Below are 17,672 nucleotides of genomic sequence, written 5' to 3'. Positions count from 1 at the left end.
GATTATATTATCCGCCTATTTTGGTTAGAGTTATCATTATCAGAGCTTCCCTTTTAGGGGGCTCTTTTTTTTGCTCTTTTAAAATGAAAAAGAAGTCTATAAATAAAAGAGAGCAGCAAAGATAGGCGTGTCCGCTCAAGCCCACCGCACAAACGGATTATCAAGGTCAAGCCCTACGGGTTTTGAAAAAAATCTCCACCCTTTGGGTTGTATTTTTCCCAAAAACCTTGACAACCCTCCCGAACACGCCTTTTCAAGAGCTTTCTCTTTTCTTTTTTTTCCTTTTTTCTTTTCTCTTTTAAAAATGAATGAGCGAAGCGTAGCGAGCAAATATTTAATGGCTCACTATATGAAAACGTTTCGCATCAAAACCCACCGATTAAATCAGAATTATTCTGAACCTCATTTCTTTATACTGAATAAAGGATTGAATAGCGGAAAACCGCTGAATGAACCTTGTCCGAATTGCTTTGTCTGCATTACAACCAATGACACCGAAAAGGATTTTATGTATTGGCTTTGCTTCGGATTATGGAAGTCTAAATCTTTCCATTACTACCTCAAAGGCTCTGTAATTCCATTCATCACGATTGGAGATATGAAAAAGCACCTTCGGGATAATGAATGTATTGCAAGCAAACATCCTCAGTTATTTCACCAGTCAATTCACCACTTGAAATTGTTGGAAGTAAATGAGGAAAAACTCAAACTTTCATTAAAAATGATAGATACCGCTAAGAAGGCAATCTTCTATAAGTTGATGAATAAAACAGGTGTAGTTTAAATACTGCATCTGTCATAAAATCCATTTCTTAAAGGCAAAAAAGAGCAAAGAAAAGCAACAGAAACCCTGACTGAACTACTGCACACTTATTGAAGTATCTTAGATATTAAAGGGCAAAGCCGAGTCAAGTCCGTGCCAAGTCCGAACATTTGTTTAACCCCAAAAATATTAGAAAAGATGGGAAAAATTAATCAAGGTATTCTCGGTGGTGTCTCAGGACAGGTTGGGAATGTAATCGGTGGAACTTGGAAGGGCATTGATTACCTAAGAATTAAACCTTCCAGTGTAGCGAACCCAAGAACCGAAGGACAAGTTGACCAACGTTCAAAGTTTTCAACCGTGCTTCGCTTCCTGCAACCAATGACAGACTTCTTGCGTGTTGGTTTCAAATTATATGCTAACAAGATGACTCAGTTTAACGCTGCAATGTCTTACAACTTGAACAACGCAATTACAGGAGCTTATCCGAACTTTGCGATTGACTACGCAAATTCATTGGTTACTCGTGGTAATCTTACAGGTGCAGTAGATGGAGCAGTTTCTTCTCCAAGTGCAGCTACAGTAGATGTGACCTGGACAGATAACTCTGGAAGTGGTAGTGCCTTAGCTACTGATAAAGCAATGATTTTGCTTTACAACGCTACAAGAGGTGAAAGTGTATTTACAACAGCTGGACCCGCAAGGTCAGCCGGAACAGAAAGTATTTCCGTGCCTTCTGAATACACAGGTGAAGATGTTGAGGTATTCTTAGGGTTTATCTCAGAAGATGGCTCTAAAGTAGCGAATAGCTCTTATTTAGGTTCTGTAACAGTTGCTTAATAGCGATTGACGTTTTCTCAGAAAACCGTCCTTTTTTAGGGGCGGTTTTTTTATCTTTACACCTCTCGATTTTCCTATCTTTAGTCCTTAATTAGCTATAATTCAACACTTTTTGTTGCTTATTTGTATCTATTGATAGCTAATTAATTGATAATCAGTAGTGCATTACATTTTGTATCGGAAAATAGTGGAGTCGCTACCTTTACTAGGACACAAAATTTAAGACCGTTTGTTACAAAACAAATATCTTAGAAACATGAAAAAACGATATTACAGCCCGAATTAAAGGAACAGGCAGTTCGCTTAAGCTACCAGCGAGAGAACATAAAAAGAGTTAGCGGACGAAATGGGCATAGAGGCCCAAAGGATCTACAAATGGCGCAGGGCAGCCAAAACAACCACGTCCCCTAAGCCAGAAAAACCAATATCCGATGATGCCTTGGAACTTAAAAGACTGCGCAAATCCCTTAAAGAAAAGGAACTTGAACTTGAAATACCTGTACTGAGCGCAGTCGAAGTATTAAAAAAGGCCGTGCACAAAATACCCGAAAACAGTGTTTTCTCCTCTTAATATCAAATCTTCAAGAGCGATGGGAAATCTATGGATTTATAGCCAGCTATAAACATTTATACCCCATCGAGAGGATGTGCAATGTTTTTAAAGTAAGTAGGAGCAGTTTTTATATATGGTATACATCTGGCCCGTCAAAACGGGCACTGGAACATGGCCTGTTTACAGATTTGATAAAAAAGGAATTTGATCTGAGCCAACAACGTTATGGCTCCACAAGGATAGCGGAGCAACTAAAGCGCAAAGGCCATTGTATATCCAGGTGCAGAGTAGCGAAAATCATGAGGGCGAACAATTGGGTGAGCAAACACAAAAGGAAGTTTAAGGCAACCACGGATTCCAATCACAAATATCCGGTCTGCAGAAATTTACTCGACAGAAACTTTAATCCTAGCAGGCTAAATGAAGCTTGGGTCAGCGATATTACATACATCCAGACCAACCAAGGTTGGCTGTACCTGACAACCATTATTGATTTGTTCGACAGGCACGTTGTAGGTTGGTCATTGAGCACAAGCCTGCATACGGGCCAAACTGTTGTGCCGGCATGGAAAATGCCCACTGGCAAACGAAATATAGGCAACAATTTAATTTTTCATTCAGACCGAGGGATACAGTACGCCTCAAAAGCATTTAGAACATTTGTTAAATCCAACCCGTTGGTGACCCAATCCATGAGCAGAAAGGGAAATTGTTGGGATAATTCAGTTGCTGAATCCTTCTTCAAAACATTAAAGGTTGAACTTGTCTATGATGATGGTTTTAAAATTATGGAACAGGCCAAGACCGCTGTTTTTGAGTACATCGAAATATGGTACAACAGAAAACGATTACACTCATATTTGGTATATAAAACCCCTTGCGAAGTAGAACTAGAATTTTATCAATTTAAAAATGTAGCATAGGTCTTAGAAAAAATGTCCGACTTTTTGTTGCAAGTCCAGTTCAGAGGAGTCAAGAATACAGAATTCTTCCTCTTTAGATTGACACAAATTTTTGCCTAAACACAACTTTTAGGCATGATCCTCAAATAGCTCAAAGAAATGCTGAAGAACTGTCAACTATGTTGTCAACTAAAAAGCAAAACCCTTGTAAATCAATTGTTTACAAGGGTTTTTGCGGAGAAAGAGGGATTCGAACCCCCGGAGGTGTGACCCTCAACAGTTTTCAAGACTGCCGCATTCGACCACTCTGCCATTTCTCCTTGAGTGCCTCATCAAGCTATTTGCTTGAATGCGGGTGCAAATATAAAACCCTTTTTTAATTCTTTCAAAGAAAAGTGCAGTTTTTTTAAAATAATTTTCTGTGAGGCCACGCCATCATATTTTGCAAGGTTATTTGTAAAAAACAAAACACAAACCTTATTTTTGCACAAATTATAATTTATAATGGATACCATAAAGCAGCTAAAATGGCGTTACGCTACCAAAAAATTCAATGCAGAAAAAACACTGCCCGAAGACAAATTAAACGTAGTAAAACAAGCCTTTAACCTCACGGCTACCTCGTTTGGTCTCCAAACCATTAAACTCATTATTGTTAAAGATAAGGCCATGCGTGCACCGCTGCAGCAGTACGCTTATAATCAAAAACAAGTGGTCGATGCCTCGCACTTGCTAATCATTTGCATTCAGGACAATATCCTGCAAGACGACGTTACCGACTTTTACAACAACATAAAAGGCATCCGCAATACACCCGACGAAATTTTAAAACCGTACCGAGAGGACCTCATAAAAATGATAAAAGGCATGTCGGTTCAAGAACGCCAAAAATGGTCCACTAACCAAGCCTACATCGCATTGGGTAATTTAATGACGGTGTGTGCCATCGAGGGTATCGATTCGTGCCCCATGGAAGGTTTCGTGCCAGCCAGGTACGACGAAATCCTTCAGCTTGAAGAAAAAGGACTAAAATCGGTATTGCTATTGCCTATTGGCTACCGCGCCGACGACGATATGTTTTCAAGTTTCAAAAAAGTGCGCAAACCTTTAGAAGAGGCGATTATAGAAATTTAATTTTTATGGGCGTTACCCAAGGGTCGGGCTTTTCGCTGTATCTTTTTATCGTCCCTCAAAAAAGGATGCCGCTTCAATCCCTAACGCAAACCAGCAGTTTCAAAATTTAAAAGAAAGAACAAAATATATTATGCCAGGATTCGAACTATTTGGAGAACAAGAAAGAAAAGAAGTTAACGATGTTTTAGACAATGGCGTGTTAATGCGCTACGGTTTCGATGGTATGCGAAACGGCCATTGGAAGGCCAAAGAACTAGAAGCCGAACTTCAAAATACTCTACAATCCAATCACGTTCAATTGGTCTCCAGCGGAACAGCCGCAGTGTCCATAGCTTTAGCTTCTGCTGGTGTTGGTGCGGGAGACGAAGTAATTATGCCCACCTTTACCTTTGTAGCCAGTTTTGAGGCTATAATGATGTTGGGAGCTATTCCGGTTTTGGTAGATATCGACGATACTTTAGGGTTAGACCCCGAAGCAGTAAAGGCAGCCATTACACCAAAAACCAAAGCCGTAATGGTAGTGCAAATGTGTGGTGGTATGGCTAGAATGGACGCTTTGCAAGAAATCTGTAAAGCCAATAAGTTATTGTTAGTAGAAGATGCCTGCCAAGCCATAGGTGGTACTTACAAAAACAAACCTTTGGGAAGTATTGGCGATTTAGGCTGTTTTTCATTCGATTTTGTAAAAACCATAACCTGTGGCGAAGGTGGTGCAGTGGTAACCAGTAATAAGGAATATTACACTAATGCAGACCATTATAGCGACCATGGCCACGACCACGTAGGGAATGACCGTGGTGCGGAAAGCCATCCGTTTTTAGGTTATAATTTTAGGATTTCAGAATTGCATGCCGCAGTAGGTTTGGCACAAGTGAAGCGTTTGCCCGAATTCATCGAAACGCAAAAGAAACATTTTAACATCATAAAAGATGAATTGAGCCATATTCCTGAGGTTACTTTTAGAACCGTTCCCGAGGGTGGTGAGGAAAATTACGGATTTCTGAGTTTCTTCCTTCCTGATTTGGAATCGGCGACCAAAGTTTCAGAAGCATTTAAGCAAAATGGTGTTGATGCTTGTTTCCATTACTACAATAACAACTGGCACTACATCCGAAAATGGGATCATTTAAAGAATCTAAAATCATTATACCCCATTTCAAAAGAAGTGAAGGATGGGCTGAAATATCTTCAAACTAAAGATTTTTCACAATCCGATAACTACATTGCTCGAAACATTTCCTGTTTAATAAAGTTATCGTGGACTGAAGAGGAAGTGAAAATCCGCGCCCAAAAAATGGCTAAAATCATCTCGGAAGTTCTCAGTTAATCTAAAAGAACTCCAGATCGCTTTGCGTCGTGGTTTTCGTTGATATTGCGGTGCGATGAGCGCAGTCGAATTTGTCATTCCCGTGAAGAAGGGAATCCAAATAAAGGAATTTCAATTTTCAGACCCAATTTTAAAGGACTTTATAACAGTTAAGATGTCGTGGTTTTGTTTATGTGAACCTCGGCTTCAAGAAATTCTTTATTGTTCGCTGTATTTTTGTAGATTTATAGGGAAATCCTATAAATGAGTACATTAAGAACGGTTCTGGTATTATTGATCACGTTTGCTGTTTTTGCCCAAAACCATAAAGAACAGATGGCTTTTAGGGGACTGACGGTAGAGCACGGTTTGTCGCAAAACAGCGTTATCAGTATGGTTCAAGATTCCATTGGCTACATGTGGTTTGCCACGCAAGACGGTCTTAACCGTTACAACGGCCGATCTTTTAAACATTACAGTAAACAGTTTGAAGATATTACCCGAGGCACATTTAGCAACTTGGGAAAGGTGTATATTGATGCGCAAAACCGCTTGTGGATCATTACCCATTCTGGGCAATTGGAACTTTACCGAACACAAACGGATGATTTTAAAATTGTTAACCTTCCGTTTAAGGCCAGTTCTATTTTTCAGGACGAAGCTTTAAATCTTTTTATTGGCACTTATGGCAACGGACTTTTAAAAGTCGATGCAAAAACTAAAGACACCCTTAAGGTTTTTAAAAATGAAGATGCCAAAACTACTGTTTATCATATTGCGCAACAAGGCAAAGACGTTTTGGCTGCAGCTTCAAACGCGGTTTTTCGGGTTTATGGCAATGGACGCTATGTAAAAATTCCCGTAGAAATTTCTTCGGAAACCAATTTCAGCGTATTGGAAAACGATGGTAATGGTGGGGTTTGGCTAGGTTCGTTTGGCAATGGTCTCTTTTACATGCCCGTAAATAACAATCAATTTAGAAAATACAGTCACCCCAATCTTCCAGAAGATTTAAACATTGAAGATTTGTTAATAGATAGCAAAAACCGCCTATGGATTGCTACCTATGGCAATGGGGTTTATTTAATTGATTTCCCCGCCAAAAGTGTCAAAAATTTTAAGGCCAATAAAAACAATCCGTTTGCCATCCATTATAACGATATGCTTTGTTTGTACGAAGACATCACTGGGGTAATTTGGGTTGGCTCGGATGGAACTGGCGCCAGTTATTACGACGAACACCTAATAAAATTCAATATTTTAACCAACAACCAAGTGCCACGGTCGGTGAATGTAGATATGGTAAGAAGTTTTACAACTGATTGCAATGATAACTTTTGGATTGGGACTTCCGGAAAAGGACTAACCTTTGGCGATACCAAAAATGAAACTTATAAAACTTTAACCACTGATAATTCTGATCTTAACAGCAATCGCATAATAAGCTTAAATATTTTTGAAAACGATCTTTGGGTAGGGCACCAAGGCTACGGACTAAATATTATTGAAAATTTAAAGCATTATAGTTTTTATCCTGAATTGACAGGTTATACCATTTGGCGCATTTTGCCCGAATCGAAAAACCGAAGATGGTTAGCTACAGAGCGGCAAGGTGTTATTTTGTTTGATAAAATCCAAGGCATTCTCAAGGAAATTAATATTGAAAATTCGGGGTTGACCGATAACAATATTCGGGCTTTAATTAAGGGCGAAAATGGTGATTTATGGATTGGTACCGATAATTCGGGCGTATTCAAATGGCATGCCAAAACCGATAAGGTTGAAAAAATTAAAGATCTGGAGGATAAAATAAAATCGTTGCTTTTGGTTGGCGAAACGCTTTGGGTGGGCACTTATGGCAATGGTTTAAAAAAATACAATCTAGTAAATCAATCCATAAGAACTTATACTAAAAGCGATGGTTTGCCCAACCAAGTGGTTTATGGCGTGTTGCCCGATAGCGATCAAAATTTATGGTTGAGTACCAATAATGGTTTGTGCCGTTTCGATCCCAAAAACGAAAAATTTGAAGGATTTAGCGTTGATGATGGTTTACAGGATACCGAGTTCAATACTGGGGCTTATTTTAAAGATGGGCACGGTACCATTTATTTTGGGGGGCTTGAAGGGCTCAACTGGTTCAATCCAGAGCAATTAACTTATAATTCGGCTAAACCCAAAACCATTATTTCGAAGTTTGAAGTTTTTTCAAAGGAATGGCCTTTAAATCAAAATTCCGAATTAAAATACAACCAAAATACCGTAACGTTTACGTTTTCCAGTTTGCATTTTTCGCAACCAGAGCGTAATTTGTACAAATACAGACTCCTAAACTATAACGACGAGTGGGTGGCACCGAAAAACGTTAATTTTGCACATTACACCAATTTACCGCCAAATACCTATACTTTTCAAGTTATTTCTTCAAATTATGATGGTGTTTGGAATAACGAGCCCGCTTTTTTTTCGTTTACCATTCTAAAGCCCTGGTACTTAACAGACGGTATGAAACTGGCTTATGTATTGCTATTTTTACTTATAATGTTCGGGGTTTATAGGTATTTAAAATTTCGATGGAATATAAAAACCCAGTTGCAGCTCGAGCATGCCGAAACTGAGCGATTAAAAAAGCTGGACGAGTTTAAAACGAAACTTTATACCAACATTTCACATGAATTTAGAACACCGCTTACACTTATTTCGGGACCTATAGACCATCAATTGTCCAAAGGCCATTTAAAACCAGAAGACCGAAAGGAATTGGGCTTGGTGAAACAAAATGCCAATAGGCTGCTTAATCTGGTAAATCAGATGGTGGATTTATCAATGATTGATTCCGGACAGGTACGTTTAAAAGTTTCAAAAGGCAATTTGAACATCCTTTTAACCCAAATTGTTTCGGCGTTTCGGTATAAAGCTTCTGAAAAACATATTGAAATAGACAGTAAAATTGATCGCTTAAATTCGGTTTGGTATGACCCTGATATCATTGAAAAAACGGTTTCAAACTTATTTTCAAATGCTATTAAATATGCAACGAAGAACAGCAGTATTATTTTTGATGCCAACCGTAAGGAAGATAATTTGGTGCTTTCGGTAATCAATACCACCAAGGAAATTTCAAAAAAAGACCTCGGAAAACTTTTCGAGCGGTTTTACCAAGATGATACCACGGCCGAAGGTGTTGGGGTAGGGCTGGCATTGGTAAAGGAATTGGTAACACTTTCAAAAGGAAGAATAATTGCGAACAGTATCGATACCAATAAAATTCAATTTACGGTGACGCTTCCGGTAAGTAAAAAGGCATTCCAACCTTCAGAACTATATAAAAATGACATTGAAGAGGAGTTGCTTTGTGATGGACATGCTGAAGCAGATTTGAACGACGATAGCCCCAGTTTGCTTATTGTTGAAGATGATGCCGATATACGGGCGTTTATAGCTACTATTTTTAAAAGCAATTATAAAATAATTGAGGCCAAAAACGGAAAAATAGGCGTTAAAAAGGCACTGAAGCAAATCCCCGATTTGATTATCAGTGATGTGATGATGCCGATCCAGGATGGTATTTATTTGTGCAATACTTTAAAACACGATGCGTTAACTAGCCACATACCCATAATACTTTTAACGGCCAAAGTGGGCGAGCAAAACATAAAAGAAGGCTTAAAAACGGGAGCAGACGCTTATGTAACTAAACCTTTTGATACAGAAACCCTAAAGTTACGGGTTGAAAAATTGATTGAAAACCGCGAAAAACTTCAAAAGCATTTCAGTAAAGGGTTTACGGTGAACCCCGATATTCAAATTTCTTCCACCGAAGAAGACTTCTTGAAACGTTTAAAAACGGTGCTGGATGATAATTTAATCAACCCCGATTTTACAAGTGTGGCTTTCGCCGAAAACATGGGCATGAGCAGAACGCAATTGCACAGAAAATTAAAGGCCATTGCCGGTGTGAGCACTTCAGAATTTATTAGGTCGCAACGTTTAAAGCTGTCCATAGATCTTTTGATAAAATCAGATTCAACAATTTCAGAAATCGCTTATCAAGTCGGTTTCAATACGCCATCCTATTTCATTAAATGCTTTAAGGAAGTTTATAATTGCACGCCAAACGAATACCTTCAGAAAAACTGAATGTTTTTAAATACAGGTTTTTAAAGGCTTTTTTAGGGATGTAACATTTATTGCATACTCTGTAACATATCTTCTATCGTTATAGAAATTCTGTGAGTACATTAGCAAAACCAAATATTTATGCCAGGTTTGAAATGGTCGATTCTGTTGCAGATAACAATGAGGAAAAAATATATATGAGTATTGACCATTTGGAAAAGGGTACTTATATCCTACATATTTTACTGAAAAACAAAATAGTTAAAACGATAACTATCACTAAGGAATAAAAGAGGCTATTAATCAATCCTTTGAATAGGGGGATAACAAAAAATGTAGAGTTGTCCCCTTATTATTCAAAAACAGTCCATTAAAATGCGTTGCTTTTACATAAATATAATCACCCTTTTTTTGTCCCTCGTACATTTGTGCGCGCAACCTACCTTTAAGTTGGATTCCATTCATCAATATTCGTGGGATGAAGGTCTAACCGATTGGAAACATAATACAAGAGACCTTTATAAATACGATAACGGCGGAATAAAAGAAACCAATCTTTTACGCCTTGTTTTAAACGGAGATGTTTGGGAAAATTTTTATCAATTCAACAAGTCGTACGACGGTAATAACAATTTAACGGAAAGCATATTACAAAATTGGGGAGACGGTATGTGGAATAACGGATCGAGGGATAGTTACACCTACGATGCTTCGAACAACACCAAAACATTTAGTTATGCCATATATTCGGGGGGCAATTGGATGGTTTTCAACGAGAATGTTTATGAATATAATTTACGAAACGATATTGTTGAGGACCATAGCACCAAACTTGATTTCGCCACTTTGATGATGGTTAACGATCAACGTTTAAATTACTTGTACGACGCCGATAACCTTCTTGAATTTGAAATATTGGAAGAATGGCGTGATGTCATTACAGATTGGGAAAATGAAGAACGTAAAAAATATACCTACAATATCGATGAGCAGATTATTCTAATTGAAATTTATGGCTGGAGTGTCAGTTCAATGGAGTGGGGTGCGCCTTACCGCCAAACCATTATTGACTATAACGAAAGTAATTTGCCCACGGTAGTAACCGAACAGACTATTGCATCGGGTTCATGGGTAAACACGGTAAGGGTGGAGAACACCTATGACGGCAATAACAATCTAGTTGAAATTTTGGGGCAGGAATGGAACAGTAGCACCGAAGAATGGGAAAACTCATATCGGCAGCTGAGAGGTTTTGACACCAATAACAACGAAATTGAATTGATTTTTGAATCGTGGAATGCTTCAACCGAGATGTGGGAAGGATTTTTAAGATTGGTTAAATTTTGGTCAGAAGAAGGTGCTTTAAATGTTGAAGATTCAAATCTTCAAGCCGAAAATATAGTAGTTTACCCAAATCCGGTTATAGACGATGTAACCATTAAAGGGAACAACCTATTAAAATCTTCAGTAAATGTTGTGCTGTTTGATGCTTATGGGAATAAAGTGAAACAAGAGTCAATTAAAATTGGAACAAAGGAATTGAAAATGTCTTTACAAAATTTAAGCTCGGGCATCTACTTTTTATGGTTTGATGACCAAAGGATTTATAAAATGGTAAAACAATAAAATATTTAAAATTAATTGAGCGCTATTAATCAATTAGGGAGACCAGCGAAAGTTGGAAAAAAGAGGGTGGGAGCCCTCTTTTTTATTTTTAATATTTTAAATAATCTACAATCTCCAAACCGTAGCCGATAAGCCCCACACGTTTGGTTTCTCCGGAGTTAGAAATTAAACGTAGTTTGTGAATGTTAAGGTCGTGCAGTATTTGTGCCCCAATACCAAAATCTCTATTATCCATAGCTATTTTAGGTGCTTTGGCAATAGTGTTTGGTTTTTGTTCGGCTTTTAAATATGATAGTCGCTTTAGGATATTGGTAGATTGCGATTCCTGATTTATAAAAATGATAGCGCCTTTTCCAGCGTCATTAACCACTTTGAACATATTGTCCAATTGCTTGTCGGCATCGTTGGTTAATGTACCAAGAATATCGTTGTTAACTAATGTTGAATTGATTCGTGTTGGAATCTCCTCGTTATCTTTCCATTGGCCTTTTGTAAGTGCGATATGCACTTGGTCGTTGGTGGTTTGTTGGTAAGCGCGCAACCTAAAATTACCAAAACGGGTTTCGATATCGAAATCTTCTTTTTTCTCAATCAACGAATCGTGCTGCATTCGGTAAGCCACTAGGTCTTCAATAGAAACGATTTTTACATCGAGTTTCTTCGCGATGTCATAAAGCTGTGGCAATCGGGCCATCGAGCCGTCTTCGTTCATGATTTCAACAATAACCCCTGCTGGATTTAATCCGGCTAGTCTGGCAAAATCAATGGCCGCTTCGGTATGCCCCGTTCTTCTTAAAACGCCACCTTCTTTGGCTACCAATGGAAAAATATGTCCTGGTCGAGCCAGTTCAAACGGTTTGGTATCACGGTCAATTAATGCTTTTACGGTTTTAGATCTGTCGCTGGCTGAAATTCCTGTAGTAACCCCATTACCTCTTAAATCAACAGATACCGTAAAGGCCGTTTCCATGTGATCGGTATTGTTTCTAACCATCATATCGAGATCGAGTTCTTTACAACGGGTTTCAGTAAGTGGCACACATATCAATCCGCGGCCTTGGGTGGCCATAAAGTTGATCACTTCTGGAGTTACTTTATCGGCAGCAGCCAAAAAATCACCTTCATTTTCACGGTTTTCGTCATCAACAACAATAATAACTTTTCCGTTTCTTATATCATCAATAGCTTCTTGAATGGTATTCAATTTTATTTCAGAGGCGTTTTTCTGTGTCGTGGTTTCTGTTGTCATGCGGCAAAGATATTGCTTATTTTAAAGAGTCTAAACAATTTCGTTTTAAGTCTTCCTTTATTTTTTGATTGAGGAAGAGGAAGGTTATCATATAAAGTGGAAGCCCAATTATTAAAAGTAAAATTTTTGGTCGTTTTCGGGTTTTGTTGATATGGCTGTAAAACTGAAAGGCGTTTTTTATGGATTTTATGTAATAAATCACGAATAAAATTAGTGATACTATACTAAGTTGAATGGCCGAATCTGCCAACGAAGGCAATTTGTTATTTCTAAAAACGAAAAATAAAACCAACAATACCGCCCCAATAAAATAAAGCGTTTTTGCAAATGTTACATGGTTTTGGTAATCTTGAACAATGTCTTCAGATTTTAGGAATTCATCTTTAATAATGACGCCGTTGTCCTTTAGTTTTTTGGTTTCAATCCCTCTGGCTTTTAAAATTTTTATGGCTTCAAAACGAACGGGCTCTTCGTGGCCCAAACTCTCATAGTTATTGATAATATCGACAAGTTCTTCATTTTTTTGGTTGGAAAGAAATTTATAATCAACCGAGTTTTTTTCCTTTATTTTAAAGATGCGTTTAAGTGGTTCAATTACACTGTCAAAATCAAATAGACCTTTATCTTCCGTCGCTCTTTTGGTTAAAAAGATACCTAAGGGCAACATCACCAAAGTAGAAAACCAACTAGCTAAAATAGGGTTGAATCCACCATTTTTAGCACTGTTGGTGGCAAAAATCCCGATGAAATGGTATGACAAAAACAACACAATAGCAATAACCATGGGCAGCCCAATACCACCTTTTCGGATTAAAGCACCCAATGGAGCACCCACAAAAAACAGGATAATACAGGCAAAGGCCAAAGCAAACTTTTCGTGGAACGAAATAACATGCTTGTTAAGCCACGATTTGGAGTTTTTTAAAGTGACTTCTTTGGATGAAATGAGTTGCTTTGAAGAAGCAATGGTTCGCAACGCAGATTCTACCATCTCGATTTTCTTTTTAGTATCGAAAATATTTAGAATGGCCCCGGTATATTCTTCTGTTATGCTATCGTTCTTTTTAGAATTGACAGGCGTTTTTTGAATTTGTGGCAGGCCCGATCTTACCTCTAAATTTTTTGCAAAAGTTTCATGCTCTTCATCACTTTTTTTAACGAGTGAATCGATGGTTTTGTTCAAATCAACCACATCGAGCATATTGTACTTATCGGTTTGCGATTGCTCATCAAAATCAACTTGATTCATATTCGACAAATCAATGTTGATAATCTTCTTTTCAAAAGCACTTTTGGCGAAGGGTTGCCGTTCTCTGGTTTTTAGGTTTTTGGTCTCCACATCTTGGTAAAGGTTGCCATCGAGAAGAATAAGCTTTAAAACGTTCGAATTTTCCGCACTGGTTAACTCACCGGTTTTCGATTTTATTACCGTTGTGTTTTTTCGGCCGTTATTGCCTTTTATATGGATGGTAACATCTTCCAAAAACTGTCCGCGGTCACCACTCTTCTTTTCAACTTTAATATTGTAATCGGTGCCTTCAATAGCATTGAACTGCCCTTCGGCAATGGCCATGGCTGGTTTTAACTTAGCGATATTTCGGCGCAAATTATAAGAATTGAGCTCGGCCCACGGAATAACGTTGTTCGAAAAGAAAAACGTAATAATACCCAGCATCACAATAAAAATACTGAGCCCAGACATGGCACGTTGCAACGAAATTCCGGTAGATTTCATGGCAGCAAACTCATAATTTTCGGCAAAGCTACCAAATACCATAATGGATGAAAGCAGAATGGTAAGCGGTAATACCAGCGGAATAAGCTTCGGCATAAAATACACCAAAAACTTAACGATAACAATCAGATCTAAATCTTTACCCGCCAATTCCTTTATATAAAGCCAGATGGTCTGTAAAATAAAAATCAGCATGAGTATAATAAACACGCTGAAAAAGGTTTTTAAGTAGGTTGTTAGTATGTAGCGATCTAAAATTTTCACTCGTTAGGCGATAATCGGGATGCAACCGTTTTTCTTGTTTGCGGAAACACCCCAAAATTGTTGATGTTTTTTGAAATATGGTAAATAGATCAGACCGTTGTTTTAGTCTAATTTATTAATGTAATAGTCTTTGTATTTACTGGCATCAAAGGTAAACAAGCTTTTTGATATGGGCGTATTCGTTTTAAAAGAATTAACGGTTAGTGTGGTTTTTGTACCGTTTTTTCCAACTTGAATCAGGTTATAAATATGTTTGGTATTGGCATCAATCCCTAAGAGGATATTTTTGATTTCTGAATTCGAATCGATGGGAGTCAACTTTACATACTGGATTTTTCTTCCGTTTATGTTCTGTTGAATATCGGTTTGGTAAGTATAACCGTCTTCGTAGAACGATAACATTTTGCTTGGGGTAATGGCGTCGTTTTCCTCATCAATGGTTGATGTAATGGTCACTTCCTCGTCTTCTGGGCTAATGCTATAAAGGGTTTTTCCATCAAAAAGACGGGTAACCCCCAAAATATTCAAACGGTATTTTTCGCCCTCCAAAACCACATCGCCTTTGGTTTCCTGTTTAATGTTTTCAGAAAGGTTTTCTAAAGTATATTTAAAATCGAGTGAAATATTCTCATAGGTTTTTACCTTTTCTGAAACTTCGTTTAAAAGTGTTTTGGCTTTATTTTGAGCAAAAACATTAACGGAAAGGGCAATCATTGCAAGCGCAAATAGTTTTTTCATTTCAAGTATTATATTTCGTTTTCTAAAAGTTTTTCTAAAGCTGTAATATCGGGCACCAAAACCTGTCTGGCTTTACTGCCTTCAAAAGGACCAACAATGCCTGCAGCCTCCAATTGGTCGATTAAACGTCCGGCACGGTTGTAGCCCAATTTTAATTTTCTTTGCAATAGCGAAGCCGAACCTTGTTGTGCCGTTACAATTACTATGGCTGCATCTTTAAATAGGGCGTCGCGATCGGCTATATCTACATCAATACCTGTGCCACTTTCTTCGCCAACGTACTCGGGAAGCATATAAGCATCGGGGTAGGCTTTTTGTGAACCGATAAAATCGGTAATGCGTTCCACTTCGGGAGTATCCACAAAGGCACATTGCACACGAATAAGGTCGTTACCTTGGGTGTAAAGCATATCACCACGGCCTATAAGTTGGTCGGCACCAGAGCCATCCAAAATGGTTCGGGAATCGATTTTTGAAGTTACCCTAAACGCGATTCGAGCTGGGAAGTTAGCTTTGATGATACCCGTAATAACGTTAACCGACGGACGTTGCGTGGCGATAATTAAATGGATACCAATGGCACGGGCCAGCTGTGCCAAACGGGCTATAGGGGTTTCTACCTCTTTACCAGCTGTCATAATCAAATCGGCAAACTCATCAACAACCAAAACAATATATGGTAAAAATTGATGGCCGTCGTTCGGGTTGAGCTTTCTTGCCTTGAATTTAGCATTGTACTCCACAATGTTTCGGCACATGGCGTTTTTCAACAACTCGTAGCGGTTGTCCATTTCAATACATAGCGAATTTAGCGTATTGATAACCTTGGTATTGTCGGTAATAATGGCATCTTCGCTATCGGGCAGTTTCGCCAAATAGTGGCGCTCAATTTTATTGAAGAGCGTCAATTCCACTTTTTTCGGATCTACCAAAATGAATTTCACTTCGGCAGGATGTTTTTTATAAAGCAATGAAGTAAGAACGGCGTTAAGCCCCACCGATTTACCTTGCCCCGTGGCACCGGCCATAAGCAAGTGCGGCATTTTTGCCAAATCGACCACAAAGGTTTCGTTGCTAATGGTTTTTCCGAGGGCGATAGGGAGGTGCATTTCAGAATTTTGAAATTTCTTCGATGCAATGACCGAGCGCATGGAAACAATAGTCGAGTTTTTATTGGGCACTTCAATACCGATAGTTCCTTTTCCGGGAATTGGCGCAATAATTCGAATACCCAAAGCAGACAGCGATAAAGCAATATCGTCTTCCAGGTTTTTAATTTTTGAAATTCGGATACCGGCATCGGGCACAATTTCATAAAGTGTTACCGTTGGCCCAATGGTAGCTTTAATGCTGGAAATACCAATTTTATAGTTGCTGAGGGTTTCAACAATGCGGTTTTTGTTTTCCTCAAGCTCTTCTTGATTGATTTTAATGCCTTCGGTATCGTATTTTTTTAGAAGTTCCAAAGTAGGGAATTGGTATTTTGCCAATTCTAAAGTCGGGTCGAATTGTCCAAAATCCTCAACCAATTTATTGGCAAGGTTATCGGTTTCTGAGATTTCTTCCTTTACTTCTTCAACTTTTATTTCAAGGTCTGTTTCTTCGTCTTCACTTTCGTTTACACGAACTTCCAAAGGAGCAGGTGTTTCCTTTTTAGTGTCCTTAACAGGTTTTAATTCGGGTTCAATATCTTCTTCATCATCATCCAAAGGAATTTCGAAAGCCGATTTTATGGCTTCGGCTTCTTCCGTTAAATTGTTGTCCAAAGGCGCTATTACATCTTCTTTCATGCTTGAAAGTTCTTCTTTAATGTCTTTCTTGGCCGATTTAAAAAGCATTGAAAAACTTTCGAAAGTGAGCTTAAAACGAATTGCCAAATAGGTAATCAATCCGAATAAAAGAAGTAGGGCAACACCAATTTTTCCGATGTAATCTTGTAAAAAAGTGTTGAGTTCAAACCCAACCGTACCTCCTAAAATATCGTTTTTGCCGCCAAAGAATCCTAAAAGAATCGATGTCCATATTATAATAAGGATGCCCCAAAACCAATGTTTTCTCAGTTTGGCTTTGTTGATGTTCATCAGCACATAAACGCCCGATAGAAAAACCAATCCTGAAAATATAAATGAAGCTACCCCAAAACCACGTTGGATAAAAAAATCGCTGAGCCAAGCCCCCGATTTACTAAGCCAGTTTTGTGTTTTTACTTCACGAGACGTGAATTCCGTAAGTACACTTTGGTCTGCTTTGCCCGTAAATAAAAACGATACAAAAGCAATAAAAAGGAGCAAACCTAATATAGCCAAGAAACTGCCCAAAACCAATTTTTGTTGGTTGTTTAGGTTAAATTTTGGCAGTGCCAACCTTTTTTTTGTTGTTGGTTTAGATTTGGTTTTCCTTTTGGCCATTAATGCGGGAATGTGGAATTGAAGTTATTGAATGG

Annotated in this window: 12 protein-coding genes and 1 tRNA gene; 8 read left to right on the top strand and 5 right to left on the bottom strand. The window is 38.3% G+C overall.

From position 1 onward, the window contains the following. Positions 1-127 precede the first annotated feature (127 nt). The 4 genes from ABI125_10635 to ABI125_10620 all read left to right on the top strand — a co-directional run bounded on the left by ABI125_10635 (position 128) and on the right by ABI125_10620 (position 3,079). Positions 128-784: a hypothetical protein gene (locus ABI125_10635; GenBank protein ID XCF05178.1), complete on the top strand. Its 657-nt coding sequence runs from the start codon at positions 128-130 to the stop codon at positions 782-784. 177 nt (positions 785-961) lie between these two features. Then, on the top strand, positions 962-1,603 hold the full coding sequence (locus ABI125_10630) for a DUF6266 family protein (protein XCF05177.1): 642 nt from the start codon (positions 962-964) through the stop codon (positions 1,601-1,603). 346 nt (positions 1,604-1,949) lie between these two features. Next, a complete protein-coding gene (locus tag ABI125_10625) occupies positions 1,950-2,174 on the top strand; it encodes a hypothetical protein (GenBank protein XCF05176.1) in 225 nt (74 codons plus the stop codon). Positions 2,175-2,248: 74 nt separating this feature from the next. Continuing rightward, the gene (locus tag ABI125_10620) at positions 2,249-3,079 is read left to right on the top strand and encodes an IS3 family transposase (protein ID XCF05175.1); all 831 of its coding nucleotides are present in this window, start codon (positions 2,249-2,251) and stop codon (positions 3,077-3,079) included. A gap of 214 nt (positions 3,080-3,293) precedes the next feature. Here the strand turns inward: ABI125_10620 and ABI125_10615 are convergent. Next, a tRNA-Ser gene (locus ABI125_10615) sits at positions 3,294-3,378 on the bottom strand. A gap of 184 nt (positions 3,379-3,562) precedes the next feature. Between ABI125_10615 and ABI125_10610 the strand changes: the two genes are divergently transcribed. From ABI125_10610 to ABI125_10595, 4 genes are all read left to right on the top strand, one after another. Continuing rightward, positions 3,563-4,192: an NAD(P)H-dependent oxidoreductase gene (locus ABI125_10610; protein ID XCF05174.1), complete on the top strand. Its 630-nt coding sequence runs from the start codon at positions 3,563-3,565 to the stop codon at positions 4,190-4,192. 130 nt (positions 4,193-4,322) lie between these two features. After that, positions 4,323-5,519, top strand: a complete 1,197-nt coding sequence (locus ABI125_10605; GenBank protein ID XCF05173.1) for a DegT/DnrJ/EryC1/StrS family aminotransferase — start codon at positions 4,323-4,325, stop codon at positions 5,517-5,519. Positions 5,520-5,762: 243 nt separating this feature from the next. Then, positions 5,763-9,638, top strand: a complete 3,876-nt coding sequence (locus ABI125_10600; protein XCF05172.1) for a two-component regulator propeller domain-containing protein — start codon at positions 5,763-5,765, stop codon at positions 9,636-9,638. A gap of 390 nt (positions 9,639-10,028) precedes the next feature. Beyond that, the gene (locus tag ABI125_10595; protein XCF05171.1) at positions 10,029-11,243 is read left to right on the top strand and encodes a T9SS type A sorting domain-containing protein; all 1,215 of its coding nucleotides are present in this window, start codon (positions 10,029-10,031) and stop codon (positions 11,241-11,243) included. A gap of 88 nt (positions 11,244-11,331) precedes the next feature. On the opposite strand, the gene ribB is transcribed toward ABI125_10595, so the two are convergent. The 4 genes from ribB to ABI125_10575 form a co-directional block, all read right to left on the bottom strand. Further along, positions 11,332-12,492, bottom strand: a complete 1,161-nt coding sequence (ribB, locus tag ABI125_10590) for a 3,4-dihydroxy-2-butanone-4-phosphate synthase (protein ID XCF05170.1) — start codon at positions 12,490-12,492, stop codon at positions 11,332-11,334. A 16-nt stretch (positions 12,493-12,508) separates the two neighbouring features. Next, entirely contained in the window at positions 12,509-14,437 is a 1,929-nt protein-coding gene (locus ABI125_10585) for an LptF/LptG family permease (GenBank protein XCF05169.1), read from the bottom strand. 156 nt (positions 14,438-14,593) lie between these two features. Then, a complete protein-coding gene (locus ABI125_10580; GenBank protein ID XCF05168.1) occupies positions 14,594-15,229 on the bottom strand; it encodes an outer membrane lipoprotein carrier protein LolA in 636 nt (211 codons plus the stop codon). Positions 15,230-15,237: 8 nt separating this feature from the next. After that, entirely contained in the window at positions 15,238-17,637 is a 2,400-nt protein-coding gene (locus ABI125_10575) for a DNA translocase FtsK (protein XCF05167.1), read from the bottom strand. Positions 17,638-17,672: the final 35 nt, after the last annotated feature.

Source organism: Tamlana crocina, from assembly GCA_040429635.1.
In the GTDB taxonomy this organism is placed as follows: Bacteria; Bacteroidota; Bacteroidia; order Flavobacteriales; family Flavobacteriaceae; genus Flavisericum; species Flavisericum crocinum.
The sequence above is the reverse complement of the archived record's forward strand: the minus strand, read 5'-3'. Positions and strand labels throughout refer to the sequence as shown.